This is a genomic window from Paraburkholderia sp. SEWSISQ10-3 4 (assembly GCF_030464785.1).
Taxonomy (GTDB): Bacteria; Pseudomonadota; Gammaproteobacteria; order Burkholderiales; family Burkholderiaceae; genus Paraburkholderia; species Paraburkholderia aspalathi.
On the sequence record NZ_JALPRI010000003.1, the window covers coordinates 481,142 to 497,495 of the forward strand.

16 protein-coding genes are annotated in these 16,354 nt (G+C 61.4%); 8 read left to right on the forward strand and 8 right to left on the reverse strand.

Annotated elements, in window-relative coordinates; all coding sequences use genetic code 11:
- The first annotated feature begins 198 nt into the window (after window positions 1-198).
- Complete coding sequence (locus M0D68_RS10720) at window positions 199-1,053, forward strand: PTS sugar transporter subunit IIA (RefSeq protein WP_266224227.1); 855 nt, start codon at window positions 199-201, stop codon at window positions 1,051-1,053.
- Window positions 1,054-1,086: 33 nt separating this feature from the next.
- Here the strand turns inward: M0D68_RS10720 and M0D68_RS10725 are convergent, their stop codons facing one another.
- Window positions 1,087-2,304 carry an FAD-dependent monooxygenase gene (locus tag M0D68_RS10725; protein ID WP_200619887.1) on the reverse strand — a complete coding sequence of 406 codons (1,218 nt, stop codon included), beginning with the start codon at window positions 2,302-2,304 and terminating at the stop codon, window positions 1,087-1,089.
- 172 nt (window positions 2,305-2,476) lie between these two features.
- Between M0D68_RS10725 and M0D68_RS10730 the strand changes: the two genes are divergently transcribed.
- Complete coding sequence (locus M0D68_RS10730; protein ID WP_200619888.1) at window positions 2,477-3,433, forward strand: LysR family transcriptional regulator; 957 nt, start codon at window positions 2,477-2,479, stop codon at window positions 3,431-3,433.
- Window positions 3,434-3,450: 17 nt separating this feature from the next.
- Here M0D68_RS10730 and M0D68_RS10735 read toward each other — a convergent pair whose 3' ends face one another.
- Window positions 3,451-4,068, reverse strand: coding sequence for a glutathione S-transferase family protein (locus M0D68_RS10735; protein ID WP_234486768.1), 618 nt, complete (start codon window positions 4,066-4,068; stop codon window positions 3,451-3,453).
- 39 nt (window positions 4,069-4,107) lie between these two features.
- Window positions 4,108-4,875, reverse strand: coding sequence for an SDR family NAD(P)-dependent oxidoreductase (locus M0D68_RS10740; protein WP_200619889.1), 768 nt, complete (start codon window positions 4,873-4,875; stop codon window positions 4,108-4,110).
- 207 nt (window positions 4,876-5,082) lie between these two features.
- On the opposite strand from M0D68_RS10740, the gene M0D68_RS10745 reads away from it, so the two are divergent.
- Complete coding sequence (locus M0D68_RS10745; RefSeq protein ID WP_093633109.1) at window positions 5,083-6,015, forward strand: LysR family transcriptional regulator; 933 nt, start codon at window positions 5,083-5,085, stop codon at window positions 6,013-6,015.
- Window positions 6,016-6,050: 35 nt separating this feature from the next.
- On the opposite strand, the gene M0D68_RS10750 is transcribed toward M0D68_RS10745, so the two are convergent.
- Window positions 6,051-7,007: a LysR family transcriptional regulator gene (locus M0D68_RS10750; protein ID WP_200619890.1), complete on the reverse strand. Its 957-nt coding sequence runs from the start codon at window positions 7,005-7,007 to the stop codon at window positions 6,051-6,053.
- 131 nt (window positions 7,008-7,138) lie between these two features.
- Here M0D68_RS10750 and M0D68_RS10755 point away from each other — a divergent pair, with 131 nt between their 5' ends.
- On the forward strand, window positions 7,139-7,969 hold the full coding sequence (locus M0D68_RS10755) for a class I SAM-dependent methyltransferase (RefSeq protein WP_200619891.1): 831 nt from the start codon (window positions 7,139-7,141) through the stop codon (window positions 7,967-7,969).
- A gap of 70 nt (window positions 7,970-8,039) precedes the next feature.
- On the forward strand, window positions 8,040-8,561 hold the full coding sequence (locus tag M0D68_RS10760) for a hypothetical protein (RefSeq protein ID WP_200619892.1): 522 nt from the start codon (window positions 8,040-8,042) through the stop codon (window positions 8,559-8,561).
- Window positions 8,562-8,595: 34 nt separating this feature from the next.
- Here M0D68_RS10760 and M0D68_RS10765 read toward each other — a convergent pair whose 3' ends face one another.
- Window positions 8,596-9,369 carry an SDR family oxidoreductase gene (locus M0D68_RS10765; protein WP_093633105.1) on the reverse strand — a complete coding sequence of 258 codons (774 nt, stop codon included), beginning with the start codon at window positions 9,367-9,369 and terminating at the stop codon, window positions 8,596-8,598.
- A 131-nt stretch (window positions 9,370-9,500) separates the two neighbouring features.
- Between M0D68_RS10765 and M0D68_RS10770 the strand changes: the two genes are divergently transcribed.
- The gene (locus tag M0D68_RS10770) at window positions 9,501-10,421 is read left to right on the forward strand and encodes a LysR family transcriptional regulator (RefSeq protein ID WP_200619893.1); all 921 of its coding nucleotides are present in this window, start codon (window positions 9,501-9,503) and stop codon (window positions 10,419-10,421) included.
- 63 nt (window positions 10,422-10,484) lie between these two features.
- Here M0D68_RS10770 and M0D68_RS10775 read toward each other — a convergent pair whose 3' ends face one another.
- A complete protein-coding gene (locus M0D68_RS10775; protein ID WP_266210596.1) occupies window positions 10,485-12,170 on the reverse strand; it encodes a phospholipase C in 1,686 nt (561 codons plus the stop codon).
- A 520-nt stretch (window positions 12,171-12,690) separates the two neighbouring features.
- On the reverse strand, window positions 12,691-13,608 hold the full coding sequence (locus tag M0D68_RS10780; RefSeq protein WP_200652236.1) for an AraC family transcriptional regulator: 918 nt from the start codon (window positions 13,606-13,608) through the stop codon (window positions 12,691-12,693).
- Between the two features lie 101 nt (window positions 13,609-13,709).
- Between M0D68_RS10780 and M0D68_RS10785 the strand changes: the two genes are divergently transcribed.
- On the forward strand, window positions 13,710-14,459 hold the full coding sequence (locus M0D68_RS10785) for an SDR family oxidoreductase (RefSeq protein ID WP_200620488.1): 750 nt from the start codon (window positions 13,710-13,712) through the stop codon (window positions 14,457-14,459).
- Between the two features lie 62 nt (window positions 14,460-14,521).
- Entirely contained in the window at window positions 14,522-15,280 is a 759-nt protein-coding gene (locus M0D68_RS10790; protein ID WP_200620487.1) for an SDR family oxidoreductase, read from the forward strand.
- 144 nt (window positions 15,281-15,424) lie between these two features.
- Here M0D68_RS10790 and M0D68_RS10795 read toward each other — a convergent pair whose 3' ends face one another.
- On the reverse strand, window positions 15,425-16,342 hold the full coding sequence (locus M0D68_RS10795) for an amidohydrolase (protein WP_200620486.1): 918 nt from the start codon (window positions 16,340-16,342) through the stop codon (window positions 15,425-15,427).
- Window positions 16,343-16,354: the final 12 nt, after the last annotated feature.

Sequence of the window (16,354 nt, forward strand, 5' to 3'; positions counted from 1 at the left end):
GATTTGTATTCGGTTCATCTCGACGACTAATTTCACCCAGTGATTTTTACGCCAAGTTAATGGCGATCCGGCTAACCTGATAGCAGATAACGCATAGGAGCCGCTATGACTCGCGCGCTGGTTGGTCTACGGACTCTTCTCGGACTGAGTAAAACGCTGCCCCATGGCCGGTCGCGGGCCGCACCCGGCCGCAATGTGATGATGCGCGTCACCCTGGACGCCCAACACGCCACGCCGTTGCGCCAGGCGCTGATCCGCGATTGCGGCGATCAGCAATGGACCATTCGCGTTGCGCCGCTGCACGGAACGGGCCGCGTGCGCCTATCGCTCTACTTGCCCGAGGAGGCAGTCAACAGCGCAATGCAACGCCTCGCGCATCTGGCGCCGGCCGCCGAGGTGGGGCAACTGCTTGAAATTCCCGATGCGCCCACGGAGGCCTGGCGGGATTTGATGGATGGCGGGCCGCTGCCGCGCGCCGACTCGCCCGCCGATGACGCTGAAGCAGCCGAAAAAGGTGACACCCTTGCGCAACTGCTTTCGCCACATCATGTTCTGCTTGGTCTGAACGTGGCTGATCGGGAAACACTGTTTGCCCAGTTCGGCCGTTTCTTCGAACAGCACTATGGACTACCGGCAACGTCCGTGACTGCGGGGCTCACTGCACGTGAGGCGCTAGGCTCGACTGGCCTCGGTCAGGGTATTGCCGTTCCGCACGGTCAAATACGAACGCTGCGCCAGGCCATGGCATTTTACGTCCGGCCCGTGGCGCCGATTCCGTTCGATGCTCCAGACGGCAAGCCGGTGAGCGACGTGGTCGTGCTGCTCGTCCCGGAATGGGCGAACAGCACGCATCTGCGGCTGCTGGCCGATGTCGCGCAGCGCTTTTGCGATCACCGATTCCGCGAGCTGCTGCATGGCTGTCTCGAGCCGCGGGCTGTGTGCCAGTTGTTCGCAAGCTATGAGGAGGCGGATAGTGCGGAGCGCGCTACTCCGCACGGTGATCCTGCCCGTCATGCCGGTGCAGTGGGCAAGGGGGGCCGCGCGCACAGCTAGGATCGCTCTCAGGACCGCTTAAGCAGCGCTTGCTCAAAGCCAGGTGCCACCCTGCCGTTCACTCGGCTCTTCTGTGAGCGCATCGAAATCGTGAATCCAGTCCAGGTGGTTCAGCACGCTGTCGCGCGCGCCGAGGCGGGCGTTGCGGGCCTGCGCGGCCGGCCCGTCGGGCAAATGCAGCACATCCGCCGTGGTGATCGACGCGTACTGCACCTTGCGCGTGCGGCCCCGGCGCAAGCGCTCGTAGGCTTCCTGCGCCTCGCGCCAATTGCCTGGACCCGCAGAGCCCAATTGAGCGGCCAGCACCACGGCATCTTCAATCGACTGATTAGCGCCCTGGCCGTGATGCGGCACAAGCGCATGCGCGGCATCGCCGATCAGCGTCACGCGGCCTTTGCTCCAACGGCCGAGCGGAGGACGGTGGAACAATCCCCAACGCTGACTGATTGGCACTGCCGTAATCATCTGCACGACGGCCGGATGCCAGTCCTTGAAGAGGCGCAGTTGTTCGCCTTCGCTGGCGGGCATGACCCACTCGCGTGACGGCCACGGCGATGGATGACGCTCGACCAGCAGGAAATTCTGGTCGCCTTTGTCGCCGATGGGATAGTGCAGCAGATGGCCGCCGGGTCCGACCCAGAACTGGATGGTCTCGGGATCGGGCAGCAGGTCCATGCGTTCAGCCGGCACCACGCCGCGAAAGCCCGAGCAACCCGAATACAGTGCGTCGTCATAGCCAAGCATCCAGCGTCGCGTGATCGAGCGCGCCCCGTCGGCGCCGATCACGAGGTCGGCGTCGACATGCTGACCGTTATCGAACGCCAGACTCACGCGATCCGGGTGCTGCACGAGATCGACCAGCCGATGGCTGAGCTTGATGCGCTCAAGGCCGACAGCTCTCGACAGCACAGCCTGCAGATCAGCACGATGAATGCCCCAGTACGAGCCGCCGAACAGCTCGCGAGAGCTGGGCGTGCCACGATGATGACCGATGACCGCGCCGCTGCGTCCGTCGCGATAGACGAGGCCCGGCACCTCCGCGCACACCTTCTCGAAGTCCGCACGCAATCCCATGCGTTCGTAGAAGCGCGTCGCGTTGGCCGAGAGCGCGACGGCCGCGCCCACTTCGCGCAGCTCGTCGGTCTGCTCGTAGAGTTGCGCATCGATTCCGCGCTCGCGCAGCGCGAGCGCAAGCGTAAGGCCGCCGACGCCGGCGCCGACGATCGCAATCTTCAGATCCATCTGCTTCATGACTGTGTCTCCAATATCCAGATTTATGGTGTGGGCCGCCATGGCATTTCCGGACGCCATGTCGAATGCGGGTGCCGTGTCAGTATTTTCAGCACTAGACCTTCATTCCTCAATAAGATGAAATGAATCTGCTTCATCACTGGATTGAATGAGACCTGGACATGCGTGAGTTATGGAACTGAGCGAAATCGACCTCAATCTGCTGCTGCTCTTCCAGCGGCTGATGCAGGAGCGGCGCGTGGCGACCGTCGCCGAGCAGATGAACATGAGCCAGCCCGGCGTCAGCAACGCGCTCGCCAAGCTGCGCCGCCGGCTTGGCGATCCCTTGTTCGTGCGCGGGCCGGGCGGCGTGGTGCCCACGCCGTTCGCGCTGCGTCTGGCGGAACCGGTCTCGCAGGCGCTCGCCACGCTGCACGCCGCACTCAATCCGGTGACGGGTTTCGATCCGCTGCGCGCGATGCGCACCATGACGATCGGCATGACCGATATCGGCGAAGTCGTTTTTCTGCCCGCGCTGCTCGAACGACTGTCGCGCGTCGCGCCGGGCGTCGCACTCAATACCGTGCGCGATACAAGCGTCAATCTGAGCAACGAGATGGCCGACGGCCGGGTCGATCTGGCGATTGGCTTGCTGCCGCAACTCAAGGGTGGCTTCTATCAGCGCCGCCTGTTCGATCAGCGCTATGTGTGCCTGTTCAGGCGCGGCCATCCGCTCGAGGACGCACCGCTCACGCTCGCTGCATGGCGCGAAGCTGAGCATCTCGTGGTCGTGGCGGCCGGCACCGGCCACGGGCAGGTGGACGAATGGCTGAAACGGCGCGGCGTACGGCGCCAGGTGCGGCTGACGGTGCCGCACTTCATGAGCGTGGGCTACATCCTGCAACGCACCGATCTGATCGCTACGGTGCCGGAGCGGCTTGCCCTGCAACTGGCAACCCCTTTCTCGCTTAGCCTGCGCGCGTTGCCCATGACGCTGCCCGCCGCGCCGATCCATCTGCTCTGGCACACGCGAGTCCAGCAGGACGAGGGCAATCGGTGGCTGCGCGAGGTCGTGATCGATCTTTTTGCGGACACGACAACGCCTGTCCGCAAAGCAGGGGGCAGCAAAAGAAATAGCACGCGCGGCTGAGGCCGCGCGAGCAGTCCCTATCCCTTGAAAGGCAGCGTACTGGAGAACGCGTCTATTTCCATCGCGCGCGCGGCCAATCGGGCAAGCTTGGGAAAAGCAGCCGGATGCACGACGTCGGGCATAAACGCCAATGATGCGGATTGCCAGGTAATCACGACCATCACATCGGCTTGAGACAGCGCATCGCCCACCAGCCAGCCATTACCGGCTCTCGACTCGAGCATCTGAAATCCCGCCAACGCCTGCTCGCGCAGCGATGCGACGATTGTGGCGATCTGATGCTCTTGCGGGCGGATCGACTCGTCATACATATCGCTGAGCTTTCCGTAGATCGCGGATGCGATACCGATGAACTGCAAGGCGTCGCGCCGATTCACGCCGGAGGGCGCAAGCAATGCGCGCTCTGCTCCAACTTCTTCATGCAGATATTCGATGATGCCTGTGCTGTCGTAGAGAACCGCGCCGTCATCGAGCGCAAGCGCCGGCACCTTCACCATCGGGCTGTAAGGGCGGATAAGATCCTGCTGCTCGTAGGCGTGATAAGGCAGATGCTCGAACGGTATGCCAAGCAGCTTCAGCGTGATGCCGACCCGGCGGGTATAGCCGGAAAACCATGGACCGATAAGTTTCATCATTGACTCCTCGAAATGGACTGCGTTGGGGTTCGCGCTCGTTTAGAACGCTTCTTTGAAGGGGCGCAGATCGAGTTCGTGCGTCCACGCGGAACGGTGCTGGCGGTGAAGCGACCAGAAGGCATCGGCGATGGCGTCGATATCGAGCAGTCCATCGGGGCCTTTCTGTTGGACATGCTCAGTGAAGCGCGTATGCACGCGTTCTCCATCGATGCCGCCGTCGATCACGACATGGGCAACGTGCAGCCCGAGCGGGCCGAATTCGCGCGCCATGCTTTGAGCGAGCATGCGCAAGCCGGCCTTGCTTGACGCGAAGTGGGCGAAGTTTGGTAAGCCTCGAAGTGCACCCGTCGCCCCGCTGAAAAGAATCGACCCTCGGCCCAGGGGTACAAAGCGCCGTGCGGCTTCGCGACCCACGAGAAAGCCGCCAAAACAGTTGAGCCGCCAGAACGATTCGAAGACGTCCGCTTCCATCGTCCGCAGATCCAGAGGCTGGTTGTTGCCTGCGTTGTAGGCAATGAGGTCGGCACTGCCGCCACGCTCGTCTGCTCGCATGGCGACGTCGAACAAGCGGATCACATCCGCTTCGTTCGTCACGTCCATGACGACCGTGCTTGCCGAGCCGCCTGCCTCGACAATGCTTTCGCGCACCCGTTCGATTTTCGCTTCGGTGCGTCCCGCGATGACGACATGACGCCCCTCGGCGGCGAATCGACGAGACAGGCCCGCGCCGAGCCCTTGCTCCGGCCCGACTCCGATAACCACCGCCTTTGGGCGGTTCGAGGCATGCGTTTCTCTAGCGATAGACATGAATATTTCCCTGTTCAAGATGAACTTCGGCGCAGCTGCGAAAGCAGGTCGAACGATCTGGTCCGTTCGAGGCGCCGTTGAAATTCGTGTGGCGATGGGTGAACGATACCGAGAACGCGCAGGCGGATAAATCGCTGCTACGATTCCACATTGTTTCTTCAGTGAAACAATCAGGCAGGCGGGGATAGGACAGCGAGGAGTCGTACCGTGGACAAGTTTCACGCCATGCAGGCGTTCATTCGAGTGGTCGAAAGCGGCACCTTCACCAAGGCTGCGCAGGTGCTCGACTTACCGAAGACGGCCGTCAGCCGTCTGATTGCGTCGCTCGAAGTCGAACTGGGCACAAAGCTGCTCAACCGCACGACGCGCAAGGTCTCGACAACAGCGGATGGCGCCGCGTACTACGAGCGCGCGCTGCAGTTGATGAGCGATCTCGCGGAGCTCGAGGGCACGATGTCGCGCGCGAAGACCAACCCGCGAGGACGCTTGCGTGTCGATCTACCTGTGCCATTAGCTCTTTCGGTGATACTTCCCGCGTTACCGGCGTTCGTCGAGCGTTATCCGGACATCGAGATCGAGTTCGGGATCAGCGATCGTCCGGTCGACCTCATTGCAGAGAACGTCGACTGCGTCGTGCGCGCGGGGGAAATCTTCGATCAATCACTCGTCGCGCGGCAGATTGGCGCCGTTAAACAAATCCTGTGCGCGACGCCAGCGTACTGGGACAGGCACGGACGGCCTTCGCATCCATCTGACCTCGAGCATGGTCACGTCGTCATTCGAACCATTGCCTCGCGAACCAATCGACCCTTTCCGATCGTGGTGACGAAAGATCGTGAACGTGTAGAAGTGCAGAATCGGCGCGGACTGACCGCCAACGACATCATGGCGTGTTTGACCATTGGCCTTGCGGGTCTCGGTGTCGTCCATGCGCTGACGTTTTCCGCCACAGCACATCTTCAAAGCGGCGCACTCGAAGCAGTTCTGAGCGACTGGGTATCGGATCCCGTTCCTGTTTCTGTTGCCTATCAGCCCAATCGACACCTGAGCGCGAAAGCTCGCGTGTTCATCGATTGGCTTACCGAACTGTTTGCGAACAACGAATCGACCGCTAAGGGCAAGCGCGTCGCAAAGACGTAACGGATGTCACGCGTTGAAGAGATGCATCGCCGTAGCTACGTCGACGAGGGAAGACCGGGATCCGATGTGACTTCGCTTTGGCCTGCCGGGCGGCTCTTCACATGATCAATGAAGGCGCGCAGCTTCGGTGTCATCTGCCGGCGGCCTGGATAGTAGAGAAACACCCCCGGCATCACCGGCGCGAACGGCTCCAGCACGTGCACCAGTTTTCCCGTTCTCAATCCTTCAGCGGCCATCGGCTCAGGTAGCTGGGCAAGGCCCATACCTTCGACTGCCGCGCCAAGCATGGTGGAAAAATCGTTGGCTATGAGAGGGCCGGATACGGCGATCTCGATCGCGTGGCCGTTGTCGTTGAATGACCATAGCGCGAGCGCGCCGCTGGATCGTCGCCACCGCAAGCATGCGTGCTGGCGCAGATCGTCCGTGTGCCTGGGGCGGCTGCGCGCTGCGAAGTAAGCGGGGCTACCCACGACGATGAGACGAAACGGTGGCGTCAGCGGTACGGCGACCATGTCGGCGTCGACGAACTGACCGAGTCGGATACCGGCGTCGAACCCTTCCTCTGCAAGATCGATCAGCTCCTTGCTGGTGGCGATCTCCACTTCGACTTCGGGATAAGCCTGGCAGAAGGATGCGACAAGTGGTTCCAACAGGATCGGCACCACGGCACGCGGCACCGAAAGACGCAACAACCCGGCGGGCCGTTGACCCATTCCGCGCGCAACCTCGCTAGCGGCGACAAGCTCGTCGAAGGCAGGCTTTGCGTGCGAAAGAAACCGTTCGCCCGCTTCGGTGAGGCCGACACTACGCGTGGTGCGTATGAAGAGCGCTGCGCCAATGCGCGCCTCAAGTACACGCACCGTCTGGCTGACGGCGGACGGTGTCACTCCGAGTTCCGCGGCTGCCCGGCGAAAACTGCGATGCTGGGCGACGCTCAGGAACACCTCCACGCCATCGAGCGCGCCTTGCCTGACTGTGAAGTTCTGCTTCATAGCCCGTCAACATTGTGATGAATAGTCGCTCGCGAGAGGCCATGGTACACCTACGCCTGCAGACGAGGGGGCATGCCGATGTCGACTCGCAAGCCCTGAACAATCTGCTAAGACCGTGGAGGAACTCTGCAATGACTGATGCACTTGATGGCGTGCGAGATCACTATCGCGCGACCGGCCTGACCGAGCGGCTGAAGATGGCGCTCACGGTCTTTGGGCCGGAAGATCAGCGGCTCACACCGCAGCAACTGGGCGCTCTCGACCAGTTTCACACACGTGGGCTTGCTGCCACCACCGAGCTTGCCAACTTGGCCGGGATCACCGCCGATATGTCGGTGCTGGACGTCGGTTCGGGCATTGGCGGGCCGGCCCGTTTTCTGGCTGCATCCTATGGCTGCCGGGTGACGGGCATCGACCTCAGCGAACCATTCGTGGATGCCGCGCGCTATCTCACCCGGCGCACAGGGCAGCGCGAACAGGTTTCGTTCCATACCGCCAGCGCGCTGGAACTTCCCTTCGAAGGCCGCCGTTTCGACGCCGTATTGCTGCAGCACGTGGCGATGAACATCTCCGAGCGCGCGCGTCTTTACCGCGAGATCGAACGCGTGCTGAAGCCATGCGGCAGGTTTGCGACGTTCGACGTCGTCGCAAACGGCAGCGAACCGTACTACCCCGTTCCCTGGGCGCGAACGCCGACAACAAGCTTTCTTCTGACGGCCGATGCGACGCGCGAAGCGATCGAACAAGCCGGTTTTCGCACGCTGGCATGGCAAGACGACACCGAGACCGCAAAGGCCTGGTTTACCCAGCAGCGCGCGTCAGGCCCGCCGCCCTCGCCAAATCTCGGTGTAGTGATGGGGCCGGACTTCGCAGAGCTGTTCACCAACCTGGCGCGAAATCTCCTGGACGGCCGACTCGGCATTCTCACCGCGGTGTTCGAGGCCGCATCCACGAAGCCCTGAATTCACCTGGAGAACCGCTGATCTCCTTCCTATCCTTCAACGCGCCCGACAACACCTGACTGGAGGCAACATGTCACCGGAACTTATCTTCCAAACGCAGCTTGTACTGGGCTATGTCGCCTGGCTGCTTTGCTTTCGCGTATACGTCTGGCCCAGGCTCAAGTCGATGGATCCATTCGAAGCGCAACGCGCCATCGCCACCTTGCATAGCTTCCGTTTCTTCGGGCTGGTCTTCATTCTGCCGGGTGTCGTCAGTCCCGATCTGCCCGCCAGCTTCGCCGCGTTCGCCGCATACGGTGACTTCGCAACTGGCGTTCTGGCAATGCTGGCACTACTCGCAGCAGGAAGACGGCCGCTCTTCTGGTTATTCGTCGTGGCCTTCAATCTCGTGGGAACGACCGACCTCATCGTCGACTACTTCCACGCTATCCAGGCCGATCTTCCTGCGCGTGCGGGAGAATTTGGCACTACGTACGCGATTCCGATCATCTACGTGCCTCTGCTGATGATTACGCACGTTGCCGCCTTCTATCTGCTGCTGCGCTCCCGGCCTAAGGCGGCGCTGAGCTATTGGTCTTTCCGTAAGTCATGAACTTGGTCCCTTGCCTGGTCGCTTATCTGGTTGCTTATTTGGTCGTATAACCGCCGTTGATCAGAATGGTCTGCCCCGTAATCCACCACCCATCGCTGACCAGATGGCGGACGAAGGGCACCACATCCCCCGGATCGGTCAGCCCAGTCGTGGAGAACGGTGAAAGTGCGGCGGCGGTCTTGTGATAAGCCACCGCGTCCGCGCCTTCGGCGGGATAGAAGAACGGCGTGTCCATGGGTCCGGGTCCGATGGCTGTCACCGAGATGCCCCGCGCGCCGAATTCCTTGGCCGCCGCGCGCGTGAAATGTTCGACCGGCGCCTTGGTGCCTGCATAGGCCGCGTAAAACGGCGTGAACGCGCCAAGCAGCGACGTGACGAGCGTCACGATCTTGCCGTTGTCATTGACGTGCTTGCCGGCTTCTTTAAGGAAGAAGAACGCAGACTTGGAATTGACCGCCGTCATTTCATCGTACTCAGCCTCGGTGATGTCCACGAATGGTTTCTTCAACACCTTGCCCACCGTATTGATCGCAATATCGGGGCGGCCGACGGCAGCGACGACATCCGCGAACAGCTTCTCAATCGCGCCGGCCGATGTCAGGTCGGCCTGGAATGCGACCGCCTTCGCGCCCGCTGCTTCGATCGCGGCCAGTGTCTCGTCTGCCGAAGCTTTCGAGCTCGCGCTGTTGTAGTGGATCGCCACTGCCTTGGCGCCCTGTGCCGCGAGATCCCGCGCAATCAGTCCACCGAGATTCTTCGCCCCGCCCGCAATCACGACGGTTTTGCCTTTGATGCTGTGGTTTGCCATGGTCCATCCCCAGTACCGAAGCCGCCCGATGCAGCCTCTCACCCTGCTGGATGATATATTCCAGGAAAATCATTTAAACCTACTGTTTCTGACATCACTGGTCAGAAAAGTCGAACAGTGGAAAAGGGCCCGTGGATCGTATTGACCTGTTTCGCGTGTTTGCACGCGTTGTCGAATGCGCGAATTTCACGCGCGCGGCGGACACGCTCGGCCTGCCTCGCTCGTCGGTATCCGCGGCGATTCAGGAGCTGGAAGGGCGGATCGGCGCCCGGCTGCTGCATCGGACAACGCGCAAGGTGTCGCCGACCCAGGACGGCGCCGCGCTCTATGAGCGCTGCCTGCGTCTGATCGCCGATGTCGAGGAGACCGAGAACCTGTTCCGGCAGACATCGGTAGGACCGAGCGGCGTGCTGCGCGTCGACGTGCCGGGCCGTATCGGCCGGCTGATCATCGCCCCCGCGCTGGCGGAGTTCCTCGTCGCGTTTCCGAACATCGATATCGAACTCGGCCTGACCGATCGGGCGATCGACCTTGTCGAAGAGCGCGTCGATTGCGCGCTTCGCGTTGGCAAGCTGCAAGATTCCGGCACGATTGCGCGGCCCATCGGCAATCTGCCGTTGATCAATGTTGCGAGCCCACTCTATTTGTCTCAGCGCGGTACGCCTCGTACGCCCGGCGATCTGGCGAGCCACCAGGCCGTTCACTATGCGTCGCCATCGAGTGGACGTATCGCGCCATGGGAATGGCTCGATGGCGAAACCGTGAGGACGTTGACCACGCAAGGCCGCGTGAGCGTCAACAGCGCCGAGGCGTATATCGCGTGCTGCCTTGCGGGACTCGGTCTGATCCAGATTCCTGCCTACGATGTGCAGCAGCATCTACGTGTCGGCGAACTGATTGAGGTGATGCCCGAATACCGGGCTGCGCCGATGCCGATGACCTTGCTCTATCCGCACCGGCAGCATTTATCGCGCAGAGTTCAGGTGTTCGCCGACTGGCTCGAGGCGCTGTTGAAAGGGCAACTCATTGGCGATTCATGCGGAAGAAAATGAAGCAGCCCGCGATAGCGGGCTGCGGCGCAAGACATTCATCCTCGGAAGGATAAGCGTTACGTGTCAGATGGATGGAGGCGTCTTGACGGGCAAGCCAGAGGTCGGATCGAGGTAGAGCTTGCTCTCCCGGTGCTCATCGTGGCGGCGGTTGAAATCGAACATGCCGGTGATGCTGCCCGCTTTCGCGTCGAACGAGCCGCCTCCGATGCGGTTGCCATCAAGCCAGTTGTCTTCGATGAAACGCACTACTGACGACTGATCGATCGGCGTATGGTCGACGTAGTTCTGTTTCGCCCATGGCGAAATCACAACAAACGGGATGCGAGTACCGGGACCGCACCGGCCGTTCACCGGTTTGCCATTCAACCCGTCGGGTCCGGTGCCTGAGCCGCAAATTCCCGGACCGGTCAACTGATCCGCGACCGAATCGAACGAAGCGCTCGTCGGCAGCGCGTATGCGTGGTCGTACCAGCCGTCGGAGTCATCCCATGCCAGGATAACGGCCGTGTCACGCCAATCCGGTTGCTGTTGCAGGAAGTTGACGACCTTCGTAACGAACGCCTGCTCGTCAAGCGGGTCCGAGTACCCGGCGTGACCGTCTTCATAGGCAGGCGCCTTCAGGAAGCTCACCGCAGGGAAATTGCCAGCTTGAACAGCACGATAGAAATCGTCGATATCGTACTGGTGATTCGCGGGATCGACGCTCGAGCGATGTGCCCCGTAGGTATGCCCAATGGCCGACACCGAACTGGGCCGCAAATGCTGAGGGTTTGACGTCGACGCGTAGTACTGGAACCAGTTGTGGTGCGGAATGTAGTCGGCCGTGGCGGCGCCGACCACTTGCGACGTCGTGCTGCGTTTGCATCCTGTCGTTCCGTTGCTGTTCGTGGTGGACAGATTGAAGCCACCCATGAAGCCGCCCCACGAAATGTTGCGCGCGTTGAGCAGGTCGCCGATGTTCTTACCAGTCATCTGCGCGGTATCGGTGGTACTCGAGCACAGGTCGTTGGCGGGATCGACGTCGTTGATCATCGTGAATCCGCCTTGGCCGTCGTTGACGTAATACGAGCCGGCCGTCGAGGGCTGCTTCGAGGTCAAGACGACTTTCATGCCGTTGGTCTGTCCCGAGACGACTTCGAGCGCACCTGGCGTCGACGGACCGTATGTCGCTGTATAGGCGTTATCGCTCATCGCGAAGTTCTGCGCGTAGTTCCAGAGCGCCGTGACCGTATTGCCGTCGTAGTAACCCATCACCTGGCCGGCCGTGCCGAACGCACCGGCGCCGCCTGTGGTGCCGTTGCCCGTGTATTTCGGAAATAGGTCGACCTTGCCGTTGTCGTATGCCTGCTGCTCAGCCGTGTACGCATGGTTCTGGTCGGCTGTGGCCGCCTGCGTGCGATCGAGACGGAACGGGTTGGCAGCGCCCGCGCCATTGGCGGCGTTCGTATAGTTCGGGTTGGCCGTCAACAACGTGCCCGATAAGCCGTTCACCTCTGGCGTGCCGGCTTGCGCTGCAAACGCAGGCTCTCCAGACGGATTTGCCGCATGCGGGTAGGTCGCGAAGTAGTGATCGAACGACACGTTCTCCCCATAGATCACTACCAGATGCTTGATGGGTGTGGCTGTATGGACTTCATCCCGCCGGGAGCCATGCTGGTCCCCGTCGTGGTCTTCGCTGGCGCTCCATGCAGCCGTCGTCGCAAGAGCGACAGCCGTGAGCGAGATAACGGTAATCCGACGCCAAAGCATTGTGTGGCTCCCAGTAGTGTTACCCAAAGATAATCGCGGTGCCGGGACGGCTTATCTAACCTGCTTCACAACGCTGATCCGATCTGACAACAGGGGGCCACGCGGAGGTTGCATTACAACAAGCGCCAACCATTCAATCACGCACGTATGAATGATTGGCGTCAGGAAGCTTTCATGTTGTTTCGATTCGCGATCTGCGTATCGGGGAGCCAACTCGAATCTCGAGAAGGCTCGGGCATCAAAGGGTGGAAAACTCGCGCCCAGGTTCGGGCTTGGCTTCCCTCATGAAAGCTAGTCCTCTGGCTGTCAGACCGCAAAGTCGATGCGGCGTCCTATTACCGCGCGAGCGGTTTCAGTCCTTCGACCCGTTGCCGCCGTTCCACTCGTCAAACGCGAAGGAGACAAGTGAACACGCCGCCGCCGACCGAGCTATCTGGCGATGGCGCAGCACGTACGCGTGGGACATGATTGAGCCAGGGACACGCGTGTCCAGATCCGGAAGGAACCTCTTTCCGTCGTCTTACGCGCCGTTCGCGGCAGCCTGCTCCTCGCGCGCATACTGGGTAGGTGGCCGGCCGACGTGCCGCGTGAAGGCGACGCTAAAGGTACTGGCGGAGCTGTAGCCAACGCGCTGCGCAATCTCGGCGACACGCCCTTCGTTGCGGCGCAGCAGGTTCTTCGCCAATGCCATGCGCCACGTGAGCAGGTATTCCATCGGCGCGACGCCGACCGCGCGGCTGAAGCGCTCGAAAAAAGTCGAGCGCGAGAGCGCGGCCTCCTTTGCGAGCTCTGCAACGGTCCACGCGTGCGTTGGGTGTTCGTGCATCTCTCGGATCGCGGCGGCGAGGCGGCCGTCGGCGAGTCCGCGCACCAGGCCCGGTGACGCGCTCGTTCCTGCTGTGGACCGCAGCGCCTCGATCAGCAGTACTTCCAGCAGTCGTGAAAGCACGACCTCGCGCGCGGGCCGCTGCTCGCGCGTTTCCTCTCGCACAAGTTGTACGAGCGTGGCTAGCCGCTGTTCGCCGCGAACATGCACGAGTTGCGGCAGCAGCGAGACCAGTAGGGTCGCATCCGGTGAACCGAAGCTGCAGTGGCCCGCCACCATTCGTAAGTCGATCGGGCTGCCCGGAGCGCCGATTCTGAATTCACCGTTGCCCAGCGCGATGGGCGCCGCCGTTTCGACGCCCGGCGGTGGCAGCTCGAGACTGGACATCGCGACGCCGTACGCCGCAGGAATCAGGACGAAGTCACCCGGAAGCAGCTCGATTGGCTCGTGTCCGTCGATCGCGAGGCGGCACCCGCCCTCGAGGATCACGCAATAGAACGGCTGGCCGGCATCCGAGCGACTGATGCGCCACGGGCTGGCGCCGTGAACAAGTTTGGAAAACCGGGCATTCGGCTGCAGCAGCGTCACCACCTCGGCTAACGGATCGATCATCGCCGGACTCCTGCAAATGAAATTCGGATTATTGATTGTAGCAAGTACGACATCGGCGATCTATCGTATGGGCACACACAGACCAACACACAGGAATTTCCATGAAAACCGTTCTGATCACCGGCTGCTCTTCCGGATTCGGCCTCGAGATCGCCCGCTTCTTTCTGGCACGCGACTGGCAGGTCATCGCCACGATGCGCACGCCGCGTGCCGACGTGCTGCCGCCTTCAGACCGCTTGCGTGTGCTGGCGCTCGACGTCACGAATCCAGAGAGCATTCGCGAGGCTGTCGAGGCGGCAGGCCCGATCGATGTTCTCGTCAACAACGCGGGCTTCGGTGCGGCTTCGCCGGGTGAACTCGTCCCACTCGCGACGGTGCGCGAGCTTTTCGAGACCAACACCATTGGCACGATCGCATTGACGCAAGCGGTGTTGCCGCAGTTTCGGCAGCGCAAGGCGGGCGTCGTCGTGAACGTTACGTCGAGCGTGACGCTGAAGGCACTCCCCCTGATCGCCGCGTATCGCGCGAGCAAAGCGGCGGTGAACGCGTTCACCGAGTCGATTGCGCTGGAGCTCGAGCAGTTCGGCGTGCGGGCGCGCCTGGTGCTGCCGGGTCGGGCGCCCGAGACCCGCTTCGGAGACAACGCGCGTACCCGCATGCACGGCTTCGACCACGAAGCCTATGCCAATCTCGTCAAGAGCGTTCTCGCGAGGTTGACGGACACGTCGTCCCCGGTCACCCGGGCACAGGACGTCGCCGAAGCTGTATGGCGCGCGGCGACCGACCCGTCATCCCCGATGCGCATCCCGGCCGGCGCTGACGCTGAAGCATGGGCTGCCGAGGCTCGCTGAACGACTGGCGCCACCGCTCTGAATTTCTGCGCGCTACTGCGCACTACGACAAGGAAATTGCCATGCAGGACAAACCCGTCGCCCTGGTCACCGGGGCTAATCAAGGCATTGGTCTTCAGATTGCAAAGGATCTCGCGGGACACGGCTTCACTTTACTGGTCGGGTCGCGCGATCTCGAACGCGGCGAGGCAGCGGCCAGGGAGGTTGGGCCGGACGCCCACGCGCTCCAGCTCGACGTGACGGATCAGGCTTCGATCACAGCCGCAGCGGAGCGCGTGGGCAACGAGTTTGGCCGCCTCGACGTGCTTATCCAGAACGCAGCCATTTCGAATACGAAAAAGCTTCCCGGTCAGTCCGTCGAGGAATATGCGAAGACGACCCGCCCGAGCAACGTGTCCATCGATGAAATGCGTGCGGTGTGGGACACCAACGTGTTCGGCGTTCTTGCCTTCTACCAGGCGATGCTGCCGCTTCTGCGCAAGACGCCGGGCGCACGCATCGTCAACGTGTCGAGCGGCGTTGGGTCGCTAGCGACGAACTCGAACCCGGCCTTCCCCTACCGCTCGATCTTCGGCCCCGTCTACCCTGCGTCCAAAACAGCGCTCAACGCTTTGACGGTCGCCATGGCAATCGAGCTGGAGCCGGAGGGGATCAAGGTCAATGCCGTCTCGCCGGGCTTTACCAGGACGAACCTCAACGGATATGCGGGCACGGAAACTGTCGAGGAGGGCGCTCGTGAGGCGGTGCGCGTAGCACTGCTGGGCCCGGACAGCCCGACAGGAACGTTCACGCGGTGGGAAAACGAAACGATCCCGTGGTGATGTAGTCTCGTGCGCGTGATCGAAGGGATCGATGGATTGGGCCAGGCAAATGCAAATTGGCCGTTCGCTTGAACCATCGGTCACTTCGTCGCGTTTAGCAGACTTGCAGAGGAGCGCGCGGCCGACTAGGGCGAATCGCGTTGATCACGTTGGATTGAACCAGCGGTGAGCAACACCAAAGAATATCTCGTCTGTTTCGCTGGCTGAGAAGCCAGCCACCAATTGCGCAAATCTATCGTAAAGCTCAGCAAATCCCGTTGACAGCTTCGCAACAGGCATGTGGCTACCGAACATGCATCGCGATACGCCGAAGATGTCGATTGCGGTCAACACCCAGGGGGCTGCCTCACTAACGGACCACTGCATGCCAAAGATACATTCCAGCGCAGAGATGTCGACGCAAATGTTTTCACAACCGGCAAGCTGTACAAGATCCCGTTTCCACCGGTCAAAGCCGGTTTTGCTCAGGTCGAGCGGCCACCCCATCAATGCGATGGTGAAACCGATATTCGGATGATTTTGTATGGTGCGAGTCAAGTCGGGCATTTGATGGGCGAATATTTCGAGCCCACACTTGAAGTTGTACTTGCCCAATAAAGCCAGCGATTTGCTCCATGTTGAATCCGTCAGCAAATCCGGCCGTTTGGCGAATCGCTTCAAAGGGTTGTCATCGTCCCAAACAAGATGTTCCCGAACCGATGTGAGATTGGAAAGCGCACTGTATTGCTCCAGCTTGCGTTCCAACTCGGGATCGAGGAAGTCAACGAATGCGACTAGCGCATGACGTATCGCGCTTCGGGCTGCCGCCTGTTGCGCCCAAGCCGCCTCCTTGAAGGGGTCGGACGAAAGGAACTCGTGCCACACGACGGCCTCGACGTTATAACCATCGCTGTCGGCAAGATAGTCGTCCAGCAGGTAACGCCTGGGCAGCGCATCGTAATTGCCGACAAACGCCTCGTAGTTGGGATCGACCTCATCCAGAAATGTGTGCCGGTTTCGTTTGTGATCGTAGAAGTGAAGGTGTGAATCGACGACTCTGGCGACGGGGCTGAATTTTTTCATGGCTAACGAAGG